At 67.5% G+C, this 20,235-nt stretch carries 19 protein-coding genes; 12 read left to right on the top strand and 7 right to left on the bottom strand.

The features are described 5' to 3' along the window. Positions 1–9: 9 nt before the first annotated feature. From gabT to R9X41_RS23335, 3 genes are all read left to right on the top strand, one after another. Positions 10–1,296: a 4-aminobutyrate--2-oxoglutarate transaminase gene (gene gabT / locus R9X41_RS23345; RefSeq protein ID WP_318632813.1), complete on the top strand. Its 1,287-nt coding sequence runs from the start codon at positions 10–12 to the stop codon at positions 1,294–1,296. A gap of 10 nt (positions 1,297–1,306) precedes the next feature. Continuing rightward, complete coding sequence (locus R9X41_RS23340) at positions 1,307–2,785, top strand: NAD-dependent succinate-semialdehyde dehydrogenase (protein ID WP_318632812.1); 1,479 nt, start codon at positions 1,307–1,309, stop codon at positions 2,783–2,785. A 96-nt stretch (positions 2,786–2,881) separates the two neighbouring features. Then, entirely contained in the window at positions 2,882–3,079 is a 198-nt protein-coding gene (locus tag R9X41_RS23335) for a heavy-metal-associated domain-containing protein (RefSeq protein ID WP_318632811.1), read from the top strand. A 16-nt stretch (positions 3,080–3,095) separates the two neighbouring features. On the opposite strand, the gene R9X41_RS23330 is transcribed toward R9X41_RS23335, so the two are convergent. Beyond that, a complete protein-coding gene (locus tag R9X41_RS23330; RefSeq protein WP_318632810.1) occupies positions 3,096–4,103 on the bottom strand; it encodes a recombination-associated protein RdgC in 1,008 nt (335 codons plus the stop codon). A 261-nt stretch (positions 4,104–4,364) separates the two neighbouring features. Here R9X41_RS23330 and R9X41_RS23325 point away from each other — a divergent pair, with 261 nt between their 5' ends. Continuing rightward, positions 4,365–4,940, top strand: a complete 576-nt coding sequence (locus R9X41_RS23325) for a Spy/CpxP family protein refolding chaperone (protein ID WP_318632809.1) — start codon at positions 4,365–4,367, stop codon at positions 4,938–4,940. An 83-nt stretch (positions 4,941–5,023) separates the two neighbouring features. Here the strand turns inward: R9X41_RS23325 and R9X41_RS23320 are convergent, their stop codons facing one another. Beyond that, positions 5,024–5,425, bottom strand: coding sequence for a hypothetical protein (locus R9X41_RS23320; protein ID WP_318632808.1), 402 nt, complete (start codon positions 5,423–5,425; stop codon positions 5,024–5,026). Between the two features lie 266 nt (positions 5,426–5,691). Here R9X41_RS23320 and R9X41_RS23315 point away from each other — a divergent pair, with 266 nt between their 5' ends. From R9X41_RS23315 to R9X41_RS23285, 7 genes are all read left to right on the top strand, one after another. Further along, complete coding sequence (locus R9X41_RS23315) at positions 5,692–6,252, top strand: acyloxyacyl hydrolase (protein ID WP_318632807.1); 561 nt, start codon at positions 5,692–5,694, stop codon at positions 6,250–6,252. Between the two features lie 116 nt (positions 6,253–6,368). Further along, the gene (locus R9X41_RS23310; RefSeq protein WP_318632806.1) at positions 6,369–7,133 is read left to right on the top strand and encodes an endonuclease/exonuclease/phosphatase family protein; all 765 of its coding nucleotides are present in this window, start codon (positions 6,369–6,371) and stop codon (positions 7,131–7,133) included. Further along, positions 7,130–8,413 carry a cardiolipin synthase ClsB gene (gene clsB, locus R9X41_RS23305; protein ID WP_318632805.1) on the top strand — a complete coding sequence of 428 codons (1,284 nt, stop codon included), beginning with the start codon at positions 7,130–7,132 and terminating at the stop codon, positions 8,411–8,413. The genes R9X41_RS23310 and clsB overlap by 4 nt, the downstream gene beginning before the upstream one ends. Continuing rightward, complete coding sequence (locus R9X41_RS23300; protein ID WP_318632804.1) at positions 8,403–9,413, top strand: lysylphosphatidylglycerol synthase domain-containing protein; 1,011 nt, start codon at positions 8,403–8,405, stop codon at positions 9,411–9,413. The genes clsB and R9X41_RS23300 overlap by 11 nt, the downstream gene beginning before the upstream one ends. A 63-nt stretch (positions 9,414–9,476) precedes the next feature. After that, positions 9,477–10,781, top strand: a complete 1,305-nt coding sequence (locus R9X41_RS23295) for a putative DNA modification/repair radical SAM protein (protein ID WP_318632803.1) — start codon at positions 9,477–9,479, stop codon at positions 10,779–10,781. Positions 10,782–10,805: 24 nt separating this feature from the next. After that, the gene (locus R9X41_RS23290; RefSeq protein WP_318632802.1) at positions 10,806–12,287 is read left to right on the top strand and encodes a UdgX family uracil-DNA binding protein; all 1,482 of its coding nucleotides are present in this window, start codon (positions 10,806–10,808) and stop codon (positions 12,285–12,287) included. 304 nt (positions 12,288–12,591) lie between these two features. After that, a complete protein-coding gene (locus R9X41_RS23285; protein WP_318632801.1) occupies positions 12,592–13,326 on the top strand; it encodes a TraB/GumN family protein in 735 nt (244 codons plus the stop codon). Positions 13,327–13,329: 3 nt separating this feature from the next. Here R9X41_RS23285 and bla read toward each other — a convergent pair whose 3' ends face one another. From bla to R9X41_RS23265, 4 genes are all read right to left on the bottom strand, one after another. After that, the gene (gene bla / locus R9X41_RS23280; protein ID WP_318632800.1) at positions 13,330–14,211 is read right to left on the bottom strand and encodes a class A beta-lactamase; all 882 of its coding nucleotides are present in this window, start codon (positions 14,209–14,211) and stop codon (positions 13,330–13,332) included. 392 nt (positions 14,212–14,603) lie between these two features. After that, positions 14,604–15,593: a Bug family tripartite tricarboxylate transporter substrate binding protein gene (locus R9X41_RS23275; protein ID WP_412556644.1), complete on the bottom strand. Its 990-nt coding sequence runs from the start codon at positions 15,591–15,593 to the stop codon at positions 14,604–14,606. A gap of 37 nt (positions 15,594–15,630) precedes the next feature. Then, entirely contained in the window at positions 15,631–16,629 is a 999-nt protein-coding gene (locus R9X41_RS23270) for a hydroxymethylglutaryl-CoA lyase (RefSeq protein WP_318632799.1), read from the bottom strand. After that, positions 16,626–17,843: a CaiB/BaiF CoA transferase family protein gene (locus R9X41_RS23265; protein WP_318632798.1), complete on the bottom strand. Its 1,218-nt coding sequence runs from the start codon at positions 17,841–17,843 to the stop codon at positions 16,626–16,628. Before R9X41_RS23265 ends, R9X41_RS23270 begins: the two co-directional genes overlap by 4 nt. Before the next feature lie 127 nt (positions 17,844–17,970). Between R9X41_RS23265 and R9X41_RS23260 the strand changes: the two genes are divergently transcribed. Then, positions 17,971–18,873 (top strand): LysR family transcriptional regulator, encoded by a 903-nt coding sequence (locus tag R9X41_RS23260; RefSeq protein WP_318632797.1) that lies wholly within the window; start codon positions 17,971–17,973, stop codon positions 18,871–18,873. Between the two features lie 2 nt (positions 18,874–18,875). Here the strand turns inward: R9X41_RS23260 and R9X41_RS23255 are convergent, their stop codons facing one another. Next, positions 18,876–20,021: a metallophosphoesterase gene (locus tag R9X41_RS23255; RefSeq protein WP_318632796.1), complete on the bottom strand. Its 1,146-nt coding sequence runs from the start codon at positions 20,019–20,021 to the stop codon at positions 18,876–18,878. Positions 20,022–20,235: the final 214 nt, after the last annotated feature.

Genomic DNA, 20,235 nt, shown 5'->3' with positions numbered 1-20,235 from the left:
ACCCGAGCCATGAACAACCAGCAGATCGAACAACGCCGCACCGCCGCCGCCGCCCGGGGCGTGGGTGTGATGTGCGACTTCTATGCCGAGCGCGCCGAGAACGCGACCATCTGGGACGTGGAAGGCCGCGTCTTCACCGACTTCGCCGCCGGCATCGCGGTGCTCAACACCGGCCACCGCCATCCCAAGGTGATCTCGGCCATCCAGGCCCAGCTCGAACGCTTCACCCACACCTGCTATCAGGTCGTGCCCTATGAAAGCGTGGTCGACCTGATGGAGAAGATCAACGCCATGGCGCCGATCGCCGGCCCCGCCAAAACCGCCTTCTTCACCACCGGCGCCGAAGCCGTCGAGAACGCGATCAAGGTCGCCCGCGCCCACACCCGCCGCAGCGGCGTCATCGCCTTCGGCGGCGCCTTCCACGGCCGCACCATGATGGGCATGGCGCTCACCGGCAAGGTCGCGCCGTACAAGATCGGCTTCGGCCCGTTCCCCGGCGAGGTCTACCACCTGCCCTTCCCGCAGCCGCTGCACGGCATCACCGTGCAGGACAGCCTGGACGCGCTGACCCAGCTCTTCAAGTGCGACATCGAAGCCAGCCGCGTGGCGGCCATCATCATCGAGCCGGTGCAGGGCGAAGGCGGCTTCAACGTGGCCCCGGCCGAACTCATGGTGAAGCTGCGCGAGATCTGCGATGCCCACGGCATCCTGCTGATCGCCGACGAGGTGCAGACCGGTTTCGGCCGCACCGGCAAGCTCTTCGCCATGGAGCACCACACCGTCAAGCCCGACCTGGTCACCATGGCCAAGAGCCTGGCCGGCGGCATGCCGCTGTCGGCCCTGTGCGGCCGCGCCGAGGTGATGGATTCCGCCGCGCCCGGTGGCCTGGGCGGCACCTACGCAGCCAACCCGCTGGCCGTGGCGGCATCGCTCGCGGTGATCGAGGCGATCCGCGAAGAAAACCTGCTGCAACGCTCGGTGGACCTGGGCGCGCAACTGCAGGAATTTCTGGGCGAGCTGCGCGAGCGCTGCCCGGCCATCGCCGACGTGCGCGGTCTGGGCTCCATGGTCGCGGCCGAGTTCAACGATGCACAGGGCAAGCCAGATGCCGCCGTCGTCGGCCGCATCCAGAAGGAAGCCCTGGCGCGTGGCCTGATCCTGCTGTCGTGCGGCGTGTACGGCAACGTGATCCGCTTCCTGTATCCGCTCACCATCCCGCAGCAGCAGTTCGACGACGCGCTGGCGGTGCTGGCCGAATCCATCGACGCGGCCGTCGGCGCCACCGTCGCTGCCTGAAAGGTATCGCATGGACATGAAGACTTCCCCCCTCGCCCTGCTGAACGACCCGACCCTGCTGCGCACCGACGCCCTGGTCGATGGGCAATGGATCAAGGGCTCGTCCCGCTTCGACGTGAACGACCCGGCCACGGGCCGCAAGCTCGCCGACGTGCCCAACCTGGGTGCCGCCGACGCCGAATACGCGATCAGCGCGGCCAACGCCGCCTGGCCGGCCTGGCGCGCCCAGACCGGCAAGCAGCGCCACGCCATCCTGCTCAAGTGGTATGAGCTGCTCATGGCCAACGCCGAAGACCTGGGCCGCATCATGACGGCCGAACAGGGCAAGCCTTTTGCCGAAGCCAAGGGCGAGGTCACCTACGCCGCCAGCTTCGTCGAGTGGTTCGCCGAAGAAGCCAAGCGTGTCAACGGCGAGACCCTGCCGCAGTTCGACAACAACCGTCGCCTGATGGTGTTGAAGCAACCCGTGGGTGTGTGCGCGGCCATCACGCCGTGGAACTTTCCGCTGGCCATGATCACCCGCAAGGTCGCCCCGGCGCTGGCCGCCGGCTGCCCGGTGATCATCAAGCCCGCCGAGCTCACACCGCTGACCGCGCTGGCCGCCGCCGAGCTGGCCGTGCGCGCCGGCATTCCGAAGGGCGTGCTCAACCTGCTGACGGCCGACAGCGACAACTCGATCGCCGTTGGCAAGGCGCTCTGTGCCTCCGACGTGGTGCGCCACATCAGCTTCACCGGCTCCACCGAAGTGGGCCGCATCCTGATGGCGCAGAGCGCGCCGACGGTCAAGAAGATGAGCCTGGAGCTTGGCGGCAACGCGCCCTTCATCGTGTTCGACGACGCCGACCTGGACTCGGCCGTCGAGGGCGCCATCGCCAGCAAGTACCGCAACGCCGGCCAGACCTGCGTGTGCGCCAACCGGCTCTATGTGCAGGACGGCGTGTACGACGCCTTCGTCGAGAAGTTCTCGGCCAAGGTCAAGGCGCTGAAGGTGGGCAACGGTTTCGACGAGGGCGTGGTGCAGGGCCCGCTGATCGAGCCGGCGGCCGTCACCAAGGTGCAGAAGCACCTGGACGACGCGCTGGCCAAGGGTGGCCGCATCACCGCCGGCGGCCAGAAGCTGGAAGGCCAGTTCTTCCAGCCGACGGTCGTGGCCGATGCCTCGCCCGACATGCTGTGCGCCCGCGAGGAGACCTTCGGGCCGTTCGCGCCGGTGTTCCGTTTCAAGGCCGAGCAGGAAGCGATCGACGCGGCCAACAACACCGAGTTCGGGCTGGCGAGCTATTTCTACAGCCGCGACGTGGGCCGCATCTTCCGCGTGGCCGAGGCGCTGGAGTACGGCATGGTGGGCATCAACGCCGGGGTGATCGCCACCGAGCACGTGCCGTTCGGCGGCGTCAAGCAGTCGGGCCTGGGCCGCGAGGGTTCGCACCATGGCATCGAGGACTACCTGGAGCTGAAGTACCTCTGCCTGGGGGATATCCAGAAGTGATCCAGCTTGACCCGGTGCGGGTCAGGGACGGGGACGACGGCGGACAATGTCGCGTCCCCGTTTTTCATGGCGGTCAACGTATCTCAGGAGCCATTCATGCAGGAGCAATTCAAGGTCGAGGGCATGAGCTGCCAGCATTGCGTGCGCGCGGTCACCCAGGCCATCGAGGACCTGGACCCGTCCGCCGAAGTCACGGTGGATCTGGCTGACGGCCGGGTCGACGTGACGGCCGCATCACAGCCGCGCGAGGCGATCCGGCAGGCCATCCAGGAGGCTGGCTACCAGGCCGCCTGAGGGCCCGGGACGCGCTTCAGAACGGCGCGTCGTCGTCGGTTGGAGCCGATGTTTTTTCGCTCGACGCAAGGTCGGCGGAAGTCACCGCCGCCACCGGTGCGGCGCCCTGCGCAGCGGCCGGCGCCGGCATGCCGCCGGGTGGCATCTCGCCGCCCAGGGCTTCGAGCAAATCGGGCACCAGCTGGCCGAGTTCGCCGGTCGAAATGGCGGCATCGGCGTCGAAGCCGTCTTCCTTCTGCGTGCCACCTTCGAACACGCCTTCGAGGAAAGTGATCTTCTTGATCAGCATGCCCTCGGTCAGCACGAAGGACACCCGGTCCTGCCAAGTGAGCGCCAGGCGTGTGGGCAATTTGCCCTGCTCGATGTGGCCCTTGATTTCTTCGATGTCGAGCGGATGGCGTGCATAGCGCACCACGGCCTTGGAGTCGTCGGATGCCTTGAGCTCGCATTCGCGGTCGATCGAGAAGCCTTCGGGCGGGTCCTGGCTGATCAGCCAGTCGGACATGGCCGACTGCGCGCTCTGCTGCGTATAGAGCGGCACCACGGTCACGCCGGGCAGCGCGTCGACCAGCGCGGTCACCACCTCGTCGGCACGGGCCTGGGCGGACGAGCCCACCACCAGCCAGCCGGCCTCGGGGTCGACCCACACCGGCGTCGCGCCCTGGCGAGTGAAGGCCATGGGCAGCAGCTGCAGCAGCACGTCTTCCTTGAGCTCCTTGCTCTCCTTGCGTCCAGGCTTGCGGCCGGTTTCCTTCTCGATCTGCGCGATGCGCTCCTCGAGCTTGCGGCGCACCACGGTGCCGGGCACCACCTTCGCCTCGACCATGAACTTCATGATCCATTGGCCGCCGATGGATTCGACCAGCGGCGCATGGGCTTCGCCACGCGGCTCGACCCAGCCGGCCGAGCGTTCCTGCGAGGCACCGCAGGGCGCGAAACGGGCCTTGTCCAGGCCTGCTTCCAGCTTCAACAAAGCATCGCCTTCTTGGGGGGCGATGCGGTAGACGATGACGTTCTTGAACACGTTGCAGGGACTCGCTGTCAGGGGCGCACGGGGGCGCCGTCGGGAATGTCGGGAAAGTTGGAAAAGTCGGAAAACGGCGGCCGGATCGCCGCGTGCCGCCTATTGTCAGTGCTGCGGCTTCGCACCTGCGGACGAACGCTCGGTACGAAACGTTTACACAAGCCTCACCTGTGTCGCATGCGGGCATTACACGCGAATCGGAAACTGACTTCCAACCTGATGCCATCCATCGGCAAAAGGGGTCATCGAAAGGAAACATCCATGCGTCCCCATTTCCGCACCATCGTCCTGACCAGCCTGCTGGCCTCCGCCGGCATCGGCTCCGTCTTCGCCCAGACCGCACCAGCTCCTGCGCCACAGACCGCGCCCCAGGCCGGCCCGCACGGCGAACACCGTGGTCCGGGCGGCCGTTTCGATCCGGCCCAGCGCGAAGCCCGCGCCCAGAAGCAGCTCGCCGTGCTCAAGGCCAAGCTTCGCATCACCCCGCAACAGGAAGGTGCCTGGACGACCTTCACCACCGCGATGCGGCCGGCGCCCGAGGCCGGCCGTCCGGGCCAGGGTCCGAAGTTCGATCGCGAGGAACTCGCCAAGCTCACCACGCCGCAGCGCGTCGACCGCATGCGCGAACTGCGTGCCCGCCACATGGCCGAGGCCGATGCCAAGGGCGATGCCGTCAAGACCTTCTACGCCGCGCTGAACCCGGCGCAGCAGCAGACCTTCGACGCCCTGCCCCCGCCGCACTTCGGCGGCCCCGGCTTCGGTCCCGACGACCGCCAGGGCCATGGCCCCCGCGGTGGTCGTCCGGGCCCGATGGGCGGCGAGGCGCCGGCCCGTTGATGCCATGAAAGACCGGCCCTCACTTCGAGGGCCGGACAAGAAAAAAGGGACCGAGGTCCCTTTTTTTCATGGCGCTTTCGTGATCACGGACGGGGCGTCTTTTCACCAGCTGCGATGCCTTGCTTGGAGTGCACGGCCGCCTTGGCTTCCGGCACCTTGGAGCCCGCGCCCATCGTGGCCATGCCGCTGGTGGCGGGGTTTTCGGCGGCAGGACGGCCGTTCGGCGTGCCACGCGGACCGGTGGTGGTCGCATCACCCATGCCGGTGGTCTTGTTGCCCTTCATCTTGTTGGACGAGGCAGCTTCGCTCTTGACTTCGGCGCGGGTCGTGTCGGAGGTCATGGGCGATTTGTCCACCGGGTTGATCTGGCCCTGGGCCTTGGTGGTAGCGGCACCGCCGGTGGTGGTGGTAGGCACCTGGGCCGAGGCGATACCGGCTGCGGTCATGAGGCCGGCGATCAGGAGGGTAGAGGTGAGCTTGGTCATGGCGCGAGTTCCTTCGTATTTCTGCGTTGCGTTAGGGAAGATCATCCGGATCCAACCGGGCGACCCGTTCACAAGTTCCTGGTGTTTGCCGAGTCGTTGTGGAACCTGTGATGTACCTTACGTAGCGCCTCTGCCACAAAACGAAGGAAGGTGCGCCCGGGGGCTGTAGGACGCCGACGCGACGCGGATGGCGCGTTTTCGGCAAGATGACGAAGCTGCCTAAACTCGGGCGCACACCTTTTCTTCGCCATGCCTCAGGGCACTCCATGAACAACTTCCCCTTCCTCTCGGCAGCCACGGCCTTCGCGCTGCTGGCAGCGGCACCGCTGGTGCATGCAGACCCTTCCGTATCCAACGGTATCTATGTGCAGTACGGCCGTGCCGGCACCGCCAGCGACACCAACGCCTACACCCTGGGCGTGACCAAGCCGATGAACTTCAGTTCCTCGCTGTGGGGTACGCAGGCCACCGGTTACTGGGATCTCTACGGCACCTATCACCTGGCCGACAACCCCAACGGCGGCGATTACAAGACCTGGCTGGTCGACCTGACGCCTACCTTCCGACTGCGTTTCGACGGCGGCCGTTCCAACTGGTTCGTGGACGGTGGCGTGGGCGTTTCCTATACCGATGTGCGCTACCGGAGCAAGATCAAGGAATTCAGCACCCGCTTCAATTTCGGCACGCACGTGGCCGTGGGTTATTCGTTTGGCGCTCAGCGCGAGCAAGAAATTTCGCTGCGCATCCAGCACTACTCCAATGCCAGCATCAAGGACCCCAATCCGGGCGAGAACTACGTGCAACTGCGTTACGCGCACGCGTTCTGACACCCGCCAACCGGGCCGGGGGAAATCGGGTCTCGTCCTACGGAGCCCGCCCCGGGTGGCCCGGACAATGCTTTGGCATCTGAAGGCGACATCGCCTGCCCGGACGAAAGCATTCCATGAGCGCCGATACCCAACCGTTCACCTTCAAGGTGTTGACGGTCAACATCCACAAGGGATTCACCTCCTTCAATCGCCGGTTCATGCTGCATGAACTGCGCGATGCGGTGCGTTCCGTGTCGGCCGACGTGGTGTTTCTGCAGGAAGTGCTCGGCACCCATGCCAAGCACCAGGATCGCCACGCCAACTTTCCGCAGAACCCTCACTACGAGTTTCTGGCCGACGAGATCTGGCACCAGTTCGCCTATGGCCGCAACGCGGTCTACGACAACGGCCACCACGGCAATGCCTTGCTATCCAAGTTCCCCATCGTGCATTACCAGAACTACGACGTGTCCATCGCCGGACCGGAGCGGCGCGGCGTATTGCACTGCGTGCTGCGCATCCCGGACCGCGACCAGGACGTGCATGCGATCTGCGTTCACCTGGGCCTGGCCGAGAACCACCGCCGTCAGCAGCTGATGCGCATCAACGAACTGGTGAACGACGACATTCCCAAGGGCGCGCCGGTGGTGCTGGCCGGCGACTTCAACGACTGGCGCGGGCGCGCGCACGAGATCCTGGAAAAAGGCTGTGGCCTGCACGAAGTCTTCATCCAGGCCAACGGCGAGGCCGCGCGTACCTTCCCCGCCAAGATGCCGGTACTGCGCCTGGACCGCATTTACGTGCGCAACGCCAACGCCCATTCGCCGATCGTGCTGCCGCGCAAGCCGTGGTCGCAGTTGTCGGACCACGCGCCCCTGGCGGCCGAGCTGACCGTATGAGCGACGCCGAGGTCGTCGTCGATGCGGGACGCGGTGGCCGTCGCCTTCGATGGATCGCCGGCAACGATTTCCAGCTGCTGGAAAACGGCGAGCAGTTCTTTCCGCGTGTGTTCGATGCCATCGCGCAAGCGAAACGCGAGGTGGTGCTGGAGACCTTCATCCTGTTCGAAGACAAGGTCGGACTGGCGCTGCATGCGGCCCTGCTCGGCGCGGCCAAGCGCGGGGTGAAGGTCGATGTCATGGTCGACGGGTTCGGCTCGCCCGACCTGTCGCGCGAGTTTCTCGAATCGCTCACCTCGGCCGGCGTTCGCTTTCGGGTGTACGACCCCGGCCATCGGGTGTTCGGCAAGCGGGTCGGCTGGCTGCGGCGCATGCACCGCAAGATCGTGGTGGTCGATGGCGAACGCGCCTTCGTCGGCGGCATCAACTACTCGGCCGATCATCTGGGCGATTTCGGACCCGAAGCCAAGCAGGACTACTCGGTGGAGATCACCGGCCCCATCGTCGGCCACATCCACCGCTTCGCGCTGCACGCCATCGCAGTCGGCGGACAAGGCCGGCGCTGGTTGCGCCGGCGTGTGGCCGCGGTGCAATCGCATGCCATCGCACCGACCGGCTCGGCCGACGCGTTCTTCGTCACCCGCGACAACCACCGGCACACTAACGACATCGAACGCCAGTACCGTGCGGCGATCCGCTCGGCGCGCCAGCGGGTGGTGATCGCCAACGCGTATTTCTTTCCCGGCTACCGGCTCATTCAGGAGATGCGGCGTGCCGCCAAGCGTGGCGTGAAGGTGGATCTCATCCTGCAAGGCCAGCCCGACATGCCGATCGTGAAGATCGCGGCGAGCATGCTCTACCACCACCTGCTGCATGCGGGCGTGCGCATCTACGAATACTGCGACCGGCCGCTGCACGGCAAGGTCGCGCTGATGGACGACAACTGGTCGACCGTGGGATCGAGCAACCTTGATCCGCTGAGCCTTTCGCTCAACCTGGAGGCCAACGTCGTCATTCGCGACCATGCCTTCAACGAGAACCTGTTCGCCAAGCTCTCCACGCTGATGGAGCACAGCTGCAAGAAGGTGAACGCCTCCGACCTGGCCGGTGAATGGAGCGTGTGGCGCCTGGTGCGCAGCTTCTTTGTCTTCCACTTCCTGCGCTGGTATCCGATCGCCGCCACCTGGTTGCCCAACCCGCGCAAGCGTGCCCTTCCGGTGCAGCTGCCCGACACTGGCGAAACGGCCTCGCCCGGGCCTACCCGCACCGATGCCGCCTGATTCACCCGCCACCGCTTTCGCCTGGAAGGATCCGCGCAGCTGGCAACAGCAGGCGTGGTGGCCCTGGACCAAGCGCATCGTCAGCCTGCTGTTCTTCGCGCTGGTAGCGTGGCTCATCGTCAGCCGCGCCCGCACCATCGAATGGTCCAGCGTGTGGACCTCGTTGAAGGACATCCCTGCCTCGGTGCTCGGCATGGCCGGGCTGCTGACGGTGCTGACCTATCTCGTCTACTGCTCGTTCGACCTGATCGGCCGCTATTGCTCGCGCCACAAGCTGTCGCACCGGCTGGTGTTGTTCATCACCTTCATCAGCTACGCCTTCAACCTGAACCTCGGCACCATCGTCGGCGGCGTCGCCTTTCGCTACCGGCTCTACGGCCACTTCGGGCTGCACGGCGGGCAGATCGCGCATGTGACCGCACTCAGCATGGTTACCAACTGGATCGGCTATTGCGCGCTGGCCGGCATGGTGTTTCTGGTCTGGCCCCTGCCCTTGCCACCGCAATGGGACCTGGGCACCGGTGACATGCGTTGGCTGGGTGCGCTGGCGCTCGGCCTGGCCCTGCTCTACGTGGCGCTCTGCGCCTGGCGCGGCGGCCGGGACGGGCGTGACCTCGTGATCCGCGGCCGGGCCATTCCCATGGCTGGCTGGCGCATCGCGCTATTGCAGATCGGACTGTCGGCCATTCACTGGATGTTGATGGCTGCCATCATCTTCGTTCTGCTGCAGGGCCAGGCCGCCTATCCGGCGGTGCTGGCCACCTTGCTGGTCGCCGCGATCGCCGGGGTTCTTGCCCACATTCCGGCGGGGCTCGGCGTAACCGAAGCCGTCTTCGTCGCGCTGATGGGGCACCAGGTGGAGCACGGGCCGCTGCTGGCGGCCCTGCTTGCCTACCGCGGCATCTATTACCTCGCGCCGCTGGCCATTGCGGGCGTGTCGTACCTGGTCGTAGAACTGCAGCGCCGACGCGAAGACGAGGCGGAATCCGGCGTCGCTTGAAGTCCCTTCGCTGACAAGGCTTGATACCCGTTTGACGAATGATGACTGTATATTCATACAGTCATGACCTCGCCACCTTCATCCTCGCCGGACGTCCACCCTTTGCAGCGCAAGCTGGCCATCCTGGCCGATGCTGCCAAGTACGACGCCTCCTGCGCCTCCAGCGGCACCACCAAGCGTGATTCCCGGGGCGGCCAGGGCATGGGCTCGACCGAAGGATCCGGCATCTGCCACAGCTATGCGCCGGACGGCCGCTGCATCTCGCTGCTGAAGATCCTGATGACCAATTTCTGCCAGTACGACTGCCTCTACTGCGTGAACCGGGTCAGCAGCAATGTTCCCCGCGCGCGCTTCAGCGTGCAGGAGGTGGTGGAACTCACGCTCGACTTCTATCGACGCAACTGCATCGAAGGCCTGTTCCTCTCCAGCGGCATCATCCAGAACCCCGACTACACGATGGAGCAGGTGGTGGAGGTGGCGCGCTGCCTGCGCGAGGACCACGATTTCCGCGGCTACATCCACCTCAAGACCATTCCTGACGCCTCGCCCGAACTGTTGCGCCGCGCCGGCCGTTATGCCGACCGGCTGAGCATCAACATCGAACTGCCGACCGATGCCGGACTGGCCACGCTCGCGCCGGAAAAGGACGGCCTGGCGATCCGGCGGTCGATGGCGCGGCTGCGGGTGCATATCGACGACGCCAAGGGCGCGTCGGCCGAACAGAAGGCGACGCCCCTGCGCAGCCTGCCGGCCACGAACGCTCGCCGCGCCGAGGCGCCGCGCTTCGCGCCCGCCGGCCAGAGCACGCAGATGATCGTCGGCGCCGACGCCGCCGACGATGGCGCGATCCTCGCCACCAGCGCCACGCTGTACGGCGCCTACCGGCTGCGACGGGTCTACTACTCCGCCTTCAGTCCCATCCCCGATGCCTCGGCCGGCCTGCCTTTGGCGGCACCGCCGCTGATCCGCGAGCACCGGCTCTACCAGGCCGACTGGCTGATGCGCTTCTACGGTTTCGCGCACGACGAGATCATCCGGCCCGATGCGCAAGGCCGCTCGCTGCTGGCGCTCGATGTCGACCCCAAGACCGCGTGGGCGCTGGCGCATCGCGAACGCTTTCCGGTAGATCTCAACCGCGCGCCGCGCGAGATGCTGCTGCGGGTGCCGGGCCTGGGCGTGAAGGCCGTGGAGCGTCTGCTCGCGGCGCGCCGGGTGCGGCGGCTGCGCGCGGCCGATCTGTCGCGCCTGCATGTGCCGCTCGGCCGGGTGCTGCCCTTCGTGCTGACCGAAGACCACCGGCCCACCCGCCAGATGGAAGCCATGCCGGTGCCGCGCAAGCCGGTGCAAACACAGGCGAGTCTTTTCTAGCGAGACCGACAGGAGCGGATCGGCATGGAACATCGCAGGCGGATCCAGCTTCCGGACGATACCGATCTCGACGCCTTCCGCCGCCATGCGCGGGCCCTGGTCATGGCCGGCGTCGCGCCGCCGGACGTGGAATGGCAGGTAGCGGACGATTCGGCCGTCGACCTGTTCGGCGCCGAAGACATACCACTGCCGCCTGCCACCGACGGCCCCGCCCCATCGCCGAACGTGCCGCCCGATTTCATCGCGCTCTGCCGCTCGGTGATCCTGCATCGCGACCCCGGCCGGTTCGGCCTGCTCTATCGCCTGCTCTGGCGGCTGCAGCACGAGCCCGGTCTGCGCCACGACCCGCTCGATGCCGACATGCTGCAGGCCGAGCGCCTGGCCAAGGCGGTGCGCCGCGACCAGCACAAGATGACCGCCTTCGTGCGCTTTCGGACCGTGGCCGCTCCGGAGCCGGGCGGCCCCGACCTGCATGTCGCCTGGTTCGAGCCGGAGCACCACATCGTCGCCGCGACCGCGCCCTTCTTCGCCCGCCGTTTCGCCAACATGCATTGGGCGATCCTGACGCCGCGCGCCAGCATCCGCTGGTTTCCGCCGCACGACGGCGAACCCGGCCGGATGGAGCATGCCCCCGGCGCCCGGCGCGAGGACGCACCACCGGCAGACGCCGGCGAATCGCTCTGGCTCACCTATTACGCCAACATCTTCAATCCGGCGCGCCTCAAGCTGGCGATGATGCAAAAGGAAATGCCACGCAAGTACTGGCATAACCTGCCGGAGGCGCGGCTGATCGGCAAGCTGAGCGCGCAGGCCATGGAACGCAGCGGCACCATGATCGAACAGCCGACCACCACGCCCGCACGGCGCATTCGCCATCTGCCGATTCGCGCGGATGACACGCCCGCCCCGACGACCGTCCTGCGTCTGGACGAGCTCAAGGCGGCCACCGACCGCTGCCGCGAATGCCCGATCGGCCAGTTCGCCACCCAGTCGGTGGTGGGCGAAGGCCCGAGGCAGGCCCGGCTGATGGTGGTCGGCGAACAACCCGGCGACCACGAGGATCTGCGTGGCCGGCCCTTCGTCGGCCCGGCTGGCCAATTGTTCGACCGCGCGGTGGCCGAGCTCGGCTGGCAACGCGACCGGCTCTACGTGACCAACGCGGTCAAGCATTTCAAGTACGAACTGCGTGGCAAACGCCGCATGCACAAGTCGCCCGGTCAGCTGGAGGTGGCCGCCTGCCGCCATTGGCTCGAGGATGAACTGCGCCTGGTCGAACCGCGGGCGATCCTGGCGCTGGGCGCGACGGCCGCCCGCGCCATCCTCGGCCGGCCGGTGGCCGTCACCCGCGAACGCGGGCAATGGCTGGAAGACGACGCCGGCCGGCCGGTACTGGTGACCCTGCATCCCTCGGCGCTGCTGCGCGCCGATCCGCAGTACGGTGCCGAGAACTTTGCCGCCTGGATCGAGGACTTGAAGCAGGCTTCCGCGATCGCCATGGCCGACTGAATCGCGCCGACCCGAAACCCTGTGGAAAACATTCTGGTAACCAGACACTTGTCCACAGGCCGGGCATTTCGGCCCGATTCCATCCACAGACCGACACGGACACCAGCGCAGCCGCACACACGGTTGGCGGTGACGCAAGTGCTTGTCGCCAATCGAAAATTCAGCCTTGTCCCCAGAAACTGGCCATGCTTACTACTACTACTATCTTCATAGAATGAATTGGTAAAGAACTTGCCCGAAACTTCCCCGCGTCGAACCCCATGCGTTGGACAAGCATCGCCACCGCGCGCTACGGCCTGAAAAAATGATGTTCGAACTGGCCGGAGGTCGTCTCCGGGTGATGGGCACGCTCCATCTGCTACCCGTGGGCAAGACCGTGCCCGCCTGGGTGCGCTCGGCCTATGAATGGAGCGAAGCGGTGTTCGTCGAGCATTCGCCGGGCGAATTTGTCGATCGCGCCACGTCGGATGGAGCGGAAAAATGTCCGCGTGCCTCGCCGGAACTGCTGGCGCGGCTCCGGCAAACCGCTTGGTCGACGAACACGCAGCCACCATTGGTGCAGTGGCGGCGGGGAGCGGCGGTGGTGATGGCGCTGGCCAGCCGGCTTTCCGGGTCGCCGGGTGCCGATCAGGCGCTGCACGACTGGTGCGCCCAGCAGGGCAAGCCTTTCGGCTACATCGAACAGGCGAGCGATGTCCTGGACCTGCTGGACGCGATCGAAGAAGCCGACTGGCGGGCCGGGATCGCCGCCGAACTGGCACGACCAGGCACGCCGGCCCTGCAGCTGCAGCAGTTCTACGACGCGTGGCGCAAGGGCCGGATGGAGGTCATCGCGAAAGAAGCGCGCGAAGGACTGTTTTCAGTGCCCGGGATCCGGGAGCGAATGTTGACGGGCCGCAATGCTGCGTGGGCGGCTCCTTTTACCGAGCCAGGTCGTCGCAGCCTGGTCGCGGTGGGCGCGGCGCACCTGGTCGGGCCTGGCAATTTCCTGGAAGAAATAGCCCGCGTCAGCGGCCGACCGCTGACACGCATCGTCTGAATTTCAGCGCAGGCCAGCGAATGCACGGCGGGTTGCTTCGGCGACTACCTCGTCGTTCGCCTTGGCGGCCGGATCCGGCTGGGTGAAGAAGACGGTCAGGATCAGGGGCTTGCCTTTGGGCCGGCGGATAACCGCGATGTCGTTGGCGGTGCCGTATTCGCCGGTGCCGGTCTTGTCACCGACCGTCCAGTCGGCGGGGGTGCCGGCGCGGATGCGTTTGCCACCGGTGGTGTTGCCGAGCAACCAGCTGTCGAGCAAGCGCCGCTCGGTCGGCGCAATCGCCCTGCCCAGCGACAGGCGCTGCAGGTTGCGCGCCATGTCCGCCGGTGTGCAGGTGTCGCGCATGTCACCGGGCACGGCGGTATTGAGTTCAGGCTCCCAGCGGTCGAGGCGGAAGGTCGTGTCGCCCAGGTAGCGGGCGAAGGCGGTGACGGCGGCCGGTCCGCCGATCTGGCGCATCAGCAGGTTGGCAGCCACGTTGTCGCTGTACTGGATGGTGGCGGCGCAGAGTTCGCGCACGGTCAGGCCGGTGTCGGTGGCCTGGGAGGTTACCGGTGCGTACGTGTGGAGTTCGGACGCGTCCCAGCGAATGAGTTGGTTCAGCAGGCGCGGATCGGACGCTGCGCGGTGCAGCACGGCGGCAGCCAACAACACCTTGAAGGTGCTGCAGGCCGGAAAACGTTCCTGGGCACGGTGGCTGGCGAGGACGCCTTCCGGTCCCAGCAGGACCACGCCGAGGCGGCCGCCGGAGTTGGTTTCGAGTTCTGCCAGCCTCGCGTCGGTAGGCGACTGGCCATTCGCGGCTGGAAGCACCAGAGCCGCGATGCTGGCGACGAGCCAGCGACGGTGCAAGGAAGTCGGGCCGAAAGCAGACGGGCGGTACATGGGCAATCCCCGAAGTAAAGAGCAGGCGCGAAGGCTAGCGGCGGACGGCCGCCAATCGCCTTTGGCTGCACTTTCTTGCTTTTAATGGGCCGTGGACAGACCCACCGATCGCCCGGGTGGGCGTCCGGCCCGAAAGCCTGTGGAAAGAACGCTGGCAACTACGCCCTTATCCACAGCACTCGCGATTCGGACCGTATCCATCCACAGCGCCGATCGACGAAGCTTTTGTCCGCCCACATGGTTGGCGGCGACGCAAGTCCCTGTCGATGCACGGCTTTCTGGGCTTGTCCACAGAAGTTGGCCGTGCTTACTACTACTACTACCTTTGATAAGAGCATTAAAGGAAAAGCCAACAGAAAGTCCGGCGCCCCTGCAAAGCGCCTGGACGCGGTTCAGTCCGCCTCGATGTGCGCCGCTTTGACGACTTCCTGCCAGGCAGCGGATTCCTGCTTGACCTTGGCATCCATCTGGCGTGGGTTCAGGTAGTCGGCGGTGGCGCCCTGCTCTTGCGCCTTTTGCTGGAAGGCGGGTGAGGCGACCACCTTGGCGATCTCGGCCGAGAGCTTGTCGACCAGCGCCTTCGGCGTGGCTGCCGGCGCATAGACGCCGAACCACGAGGTGGCGTCGAGCTTGGGCAGGCCGGCTTCTGCGGTGGTGGGCACCTCGGGCAGGCTGGCCAGCCGGGTCTTGCCGGTGGTGGCGAGCACCCGCAGCTTGCCGGACTGGATGTGCGGGATGAACGGCGGCGCGGTGCCGAAGGTGATGTCGACCTGGCCGCCGAGCAGGTCCTGCAGCGCCGGGCCGGTGCCTTTGTAGGGAACGTGGGTCATGCGGATGCCCGCCTGCTGCTCCAGCATGGCGCCGGTGGCGTGCTGCAGCGAGCCGTTGCCCGAGGAGGCGTAGTTGAGCTTGCCCGGGTTGGCCTTGGCGTAGGCGACGAGTTCGGCCATGGTCTTGACCGGCAGGTCGGCGCGGATCACCACGATCTGCGGCGCCGAGATGACGTTGGCGACGGCGGTCAGGTCTTCGGGTTTCCAGCCGGGTGCCTGTTTGCTGACCAGCGGGGTGATGACGTGGTAGCCGGAGTACTGCATGAGCAGCGTGTAGCCATCGGGCTCGGCGCGCTTGACGGCGGCCGCGGCGATGCCGCCGTTGGCGCCGCCCCGGTTGTCGACCACCACCGTCTGGCCGAGAGCGGCGCCCAGCGGCGTGGCGAGCATGCGAGCGGAGATGTCGGTGGTGCCGCCGGCGGCGGTGGGCACGAGCATGGTCACCGTGCGATTGGGATAACTGGCGACGTTGGGCTGGGCGTGGGCGCCGGTGGCCAGCGCCAGGGCGCCGAGCGTCATCAGGGTGCGGCGCTTGGTGGTGGAAAAGTTCATCAGGTTTGTCTCCGTCTTGTTTCAAATCAAAAAACGTTCAGGCGGCCTGGGCCTGGTCGCGTGCGAGGGCGCGATCGCGCCATTGGGTGAAATCGGCCGGCGGCGCATGCAGGGCCAAGCGCTGGCCGGCCTTGAGCAACTGGCTGGGCACGTCGTGCCCGACCAAGGCTGGCAGGCGCGCGGCGCAGTCGAGCAGCAAAGGCAGGTCGCAGCCGGTGTCGTAGCCCATGAGCGCCAGGGCGTGCACGATTTCCTCGGTGCAGACATTGCCGCTGGCACCCGGCGCGTACGGGCAGCCACCGAGGCCGCCGAGCGAGGCGTCGAAGCGGTCGGCCCCGGCGGCGATGGCGGCCAGCACATTGGCCAGGCCCATGCCACGGGTGTTGTGGAAATGCAGGGTCATGCCGGCTTGCGGGAATCGTTCGCGAAAGGCGGTGACCGTGGCGCGGACCTGGCTCGGATACGCCATGCCGGTGGTGTCGCACAGGGTGATGCCGGTGGCGCCCCGTGCCAGAAAGCGGTCGGCCCAGCCGAGCACGGTCTCCAGCGGCACGTCGCCTTCCATCGGGCAGCCGAACACGCAGGACAAGGACACGTTCACGGGCACGCCGGCGGCCAGCGACAGGTCGATCACGCCCGACAGCGCCGCGAAGGATTGCTCGCGGGTCATGCGCAGGTTGGCGATGTTGTGGGTTTCGCTGGTCGACATGACCAGGTTGAGTTCGTCGGCGCGCGCCTCGATGGCACGCTCGGCGCCGCGCTGGTTGGGCACCAGGCAGGTGTAGACGACGCCGGGCGCCCGGCGGATCTCGCGCAGCACGATCTCAGCGTCGCGCAGTGCGGGAATCGCCTGCGGCGAGACGAAGGCGGTGGCTTCGATCTTGGCGAGGCCCGCATCGGAGAGCCGGTCGATCAGGGCGATCTTGTCCTCGGTCGGGATGAAGACCGATTCCATCTGGAAGCCGTCGCGTGTGCCGACCTCCTGCAGGTAGAGGCGGCGGCCGGCGCCGTCCCAGGCATTGGTGTCGAGATTCATGCGATGACTCCTTTTTCGCGCAGCAGCGCGACCTGTCGTTCGGTGAGGCCGGCTTCGCGCAGCACCGCATCGGTGTCTTCGCCGAGCCGGGGGGCGGCGGTGCGCAGGCCGCCGGGCGTTGCCGACAACTTGGGGCAGATGCCGGGCACGGCGAGCTCGTGGCCGTCGCGGGTGCGCTGGGTCAGCACCATGTCGCGGGCGCGGTAGTGCGGGTCTTCGGCGATGTCGCGGGCGGTGTAGACCTTGCCGGCAGGCACCTTGGCGCGGCCGAGCGCGTCCATCACCTCGGCGATGGTGTGCTGCAGGGTCCAGGCGCCGATGGCCGCGTCGATCTCCTCGATGCGCGCCACGCGGCCGGCATTGCTCTGCAGGTCGGGCGCGGCACCGAGGTCGGGCCGGCCGATGGTGTCCATCAGGCGGCGGAAGATGCTGTCGCCGTTGCCGGCGACCAGCACATAACCGTCGCTGCACAGATAGGCGTTGGACGGCGCGATGCCCGGCAGCGCGCTGCCGGCGGCTTCGCGCACCGCACCGAAGGCGCTGTATTCGGGCAGCAGGCTTTCCATGCAGTTGAAGACCGCCTCGTGCAGCGCGACGTCGATCACCTGGCCACGCGCCCGGTCGTCGCCGTGCACCTTGCGGTGGTAGAGCGCCATCAGCACGCCGATGGTGCCGTGCAGCGCGGCCAGGGTGTCGCCGATGGAAACGCCGACGCGCACCGGCACCCGGCCGGGTTCGGCGGTGAGGTGGCGCAGGCCGCCCATGGCCTCGCCGATGACGCCGAAGCCCGGCAGGTCGCGGTAGGGGCCGGTCTGGCCGTAGCCGGAAATGCGCAGCATCACCAGGCCGGGGTTGAGCGCCTGCAGGGCGTCCCAGCCCATGCCCCAGCCTTCGAGCGTGCCGGGGCGGAAGTTCTCGATCAGCACGTCGGCCTCGGCGATCAGCTGGCGCGCCAGGTCCTGGCCGTCGGCGTTGCGCAGGTCGATGGCGATGGAGCGTTTGTTACGCGACTGCACCTGCCACCAGACCGAAGTGCCGTCCTGCAGCATGCGCCAGTTGCGCAGCGGATCGCCGGCGCCGGGGGCTTCGATCTTGATGACGTCGGCGCCGAAGTCGGCGAGGGTCTTGGCGCAGAAAGGGCCGGCGATGAGCTGGCCCATCTCGACCACGCGCAGGCCGGCGAGCGGCCCCGCCGGGGCGGATTCTTGATTCATCGACATAGGTCTCCTGGCGTTGTGGCGGTCATCTTCCCGAGTAGAGGCGGGCCGGTAAACCGATGAATCGCGAAGCCGCCATCGCGGATGGCGATGGTGGGCGGCGCCGATGCTCTAATCCGGCCCCATGCGCATCGACCCGGTCTCGCTTCGCCTCTTCGTCGCGGTGATGGAGGAAGGCACCATCGCCGCTGCCGCCGAGCGCGAACACTTGGCGCCAGCGGCGGTGAGCCGCCGGCTGTCGGAACTGGAATCGGCGGTGGGCACCGCGCTCTTCCAGCGCAGCAACAAGGGCGTGCAGGCGACGGCGGCGGCGCATGCCTTGCTCGGGCTGGCGCGCGGCGTGCTGCACGGCCTGTCGGACATCACCGAGCAGATGGCCGGCTTCGGTGCGGGGCTGCGCGGGCATGTGCGGCTGTCGGCCAACATCTCGGCGATCACGCAGTTCCTGCCGGAAGACCTGCGTACCTTTCTCGGCCGGGCGCCGCAGGTGCAGGTGCATCTGCAGGAGCGCATCAGCACCCAGGTGGCGCGCGCGGTGGCCGACAGCACGGCCGACATCGGCATCCTCAATGCCGGCGACTACGGCCAGGCGCTGCAGCAGATTCCCTATCGAACGGACGAGCTGGTGGTGGTGGTGCCGCGCGGCCATGCGCTGTCGCGGCGGCGGCCGCTGCGGTTTACCGAGGTGCTGGCGCACGACATCGTCGGCCTGCACCAGGGCAGCGCGCTCAACGACCTGCTGCACCGGGGCGCCGCCGAGACCGGACTGCCGCTGAAGCTGCGCATGCAGGTGACCAGCTACGACGCGCTCTGCCTCATGGTGGACGCGGGGCTCGGCATCGGCGTGCTGCCGCGTGGCAGCGCGCGGCTGTATTTGCCGGCCTTGAAGATCCGCGCGGTCGACCTGGCCGAACCCTGGTCCCTGCGGAGGCTGGTGCTGGCGGTGCGCTCGCTGGAGGCGCTGTCACCGGCGGCTCGCATGCTGGTGGAGCATCTGCGGGCGGTGGAGGACGTGGCCGCTGGGTAAGTTCAGCCCCGCACCAGCCGCAGCAGCGTGATCTCCGAGGGCGCACCGATGCGTTTCGGCGGCCCCCAGTAGCCGGTGCCCCGGCTGACGTACACCCAGAGCTTGCCCAGCCGATGCAGCCCCGCCACGTACGGCTGCTGGAAACGCACGAAGTGGTTCCAGGGCCAGAACTGGCCGCCGTGGGTGTGGCCGGAAATCTGCAGGTCGAAACCGGCGGCCTGGGCGGCGGCGGCGCTGCGCGGCTGGTGAGCGAGCAGCACGCGCGCGGCCGGATCGGCCGGGCTGCCGGCCAGGGCGGCGACCGGGTCGCTGCGATGGCCGGGATCGAAATGCGCAGCGCCGAAGTCGGCCACGCCCGCCAGCACCAGCGGGCGCTCCTGCGAATCGGCGCTGGCGATCTGCACGTGGCCGTTGAGCAGCACCCGGATGCCGATGCGCTGCAGCTCGTCGATCCACGCATGCGCGCCGGCGTAGTACTCGTGGTTGCCGGTGACGAAGAAGCTGCCGTGGCGCGATCGCAGGGTGGCCAGCGGTGCGACATGGGCGGAGAGCGCCGGCACGCTGCCGTCGACCAGATCGCCGGTAATGGCCACCAGGTCGGCGCCCAGCGTGTTGACCTTGTCGACCAGCGCCTGCACGTATGGGCCACGGATGGTGGGGCCGACGTGGACGTCCGACAGCTGGGCGATGGTGAAACCCTCGAAGCCGGCGGGCAGCCCGGCGATCGGCACGTCGACCCGCCGAACTTGGGCGGTGCGGCGTGCATTGAAGGCACCGAAAGCGGTGATGGCGATGGCGGCCAGCGGCACCAGCCGGGCCGACCAGCGGCTGAAGGCGTTCAGCCGGTCACCCGGGCCGGTCACCAGCAGGCTGGCGACGGTGCCGGCGAGCAGCAGCAGGTCGCGCAGGAAGGTCAGCACCAGCAGCGAGGAAAACAGCCCCATGGCAACGAGCGCGGCGACCTTGAGCGTGCGGCCTCCGCGTTGGCCCTGCGGCCGCAAAGCCATCGGCAGCAGCAGCGCCGAAGTGGCCAGCCACAGCGCGAACAGGCCGCAGGCCAGGGGCGAGTCGGCGGCCAGCGCCGGCAGCAGTCGCCAGCCGACGTAGAGGTGGACCAGCAGGGAAACGAAAGGCAGAGGCAGGCGCATGGGACGAGGATTTCGGTGAGCGAAGGACGGCACGGGCCGGTCGCCCAAGTTACGCGATCCGGGCCGGCCGTGCTTTTGCGGGGCATCTCGGCCCGGCGCCTGTCCGGCCGGCGCCCGGCAGCGATCGGCCATCCGGCGGACAATCGCGTCCGCCTGGCGCCGCGTCGGTGGCGGCGGGCGATTCACCGACAAGCCCTTCCTGCCGAAGCGGCGC

The sequence above is a fragment of the Xylophilus sp. GOD-11R genome, assembly GCF_033546935.1.
Classification (GTDB): Bacteria; Pseudomonadota; Gammaproteobacteria; order Burkholderiales; family Burkholderiaceae_C; genus Xylophilus.
The sequence above is the reverse complement of the archived record's forward strand: the minus strand, read 5'-3'. Positions and strand labels throughout refer to the sequence as shown.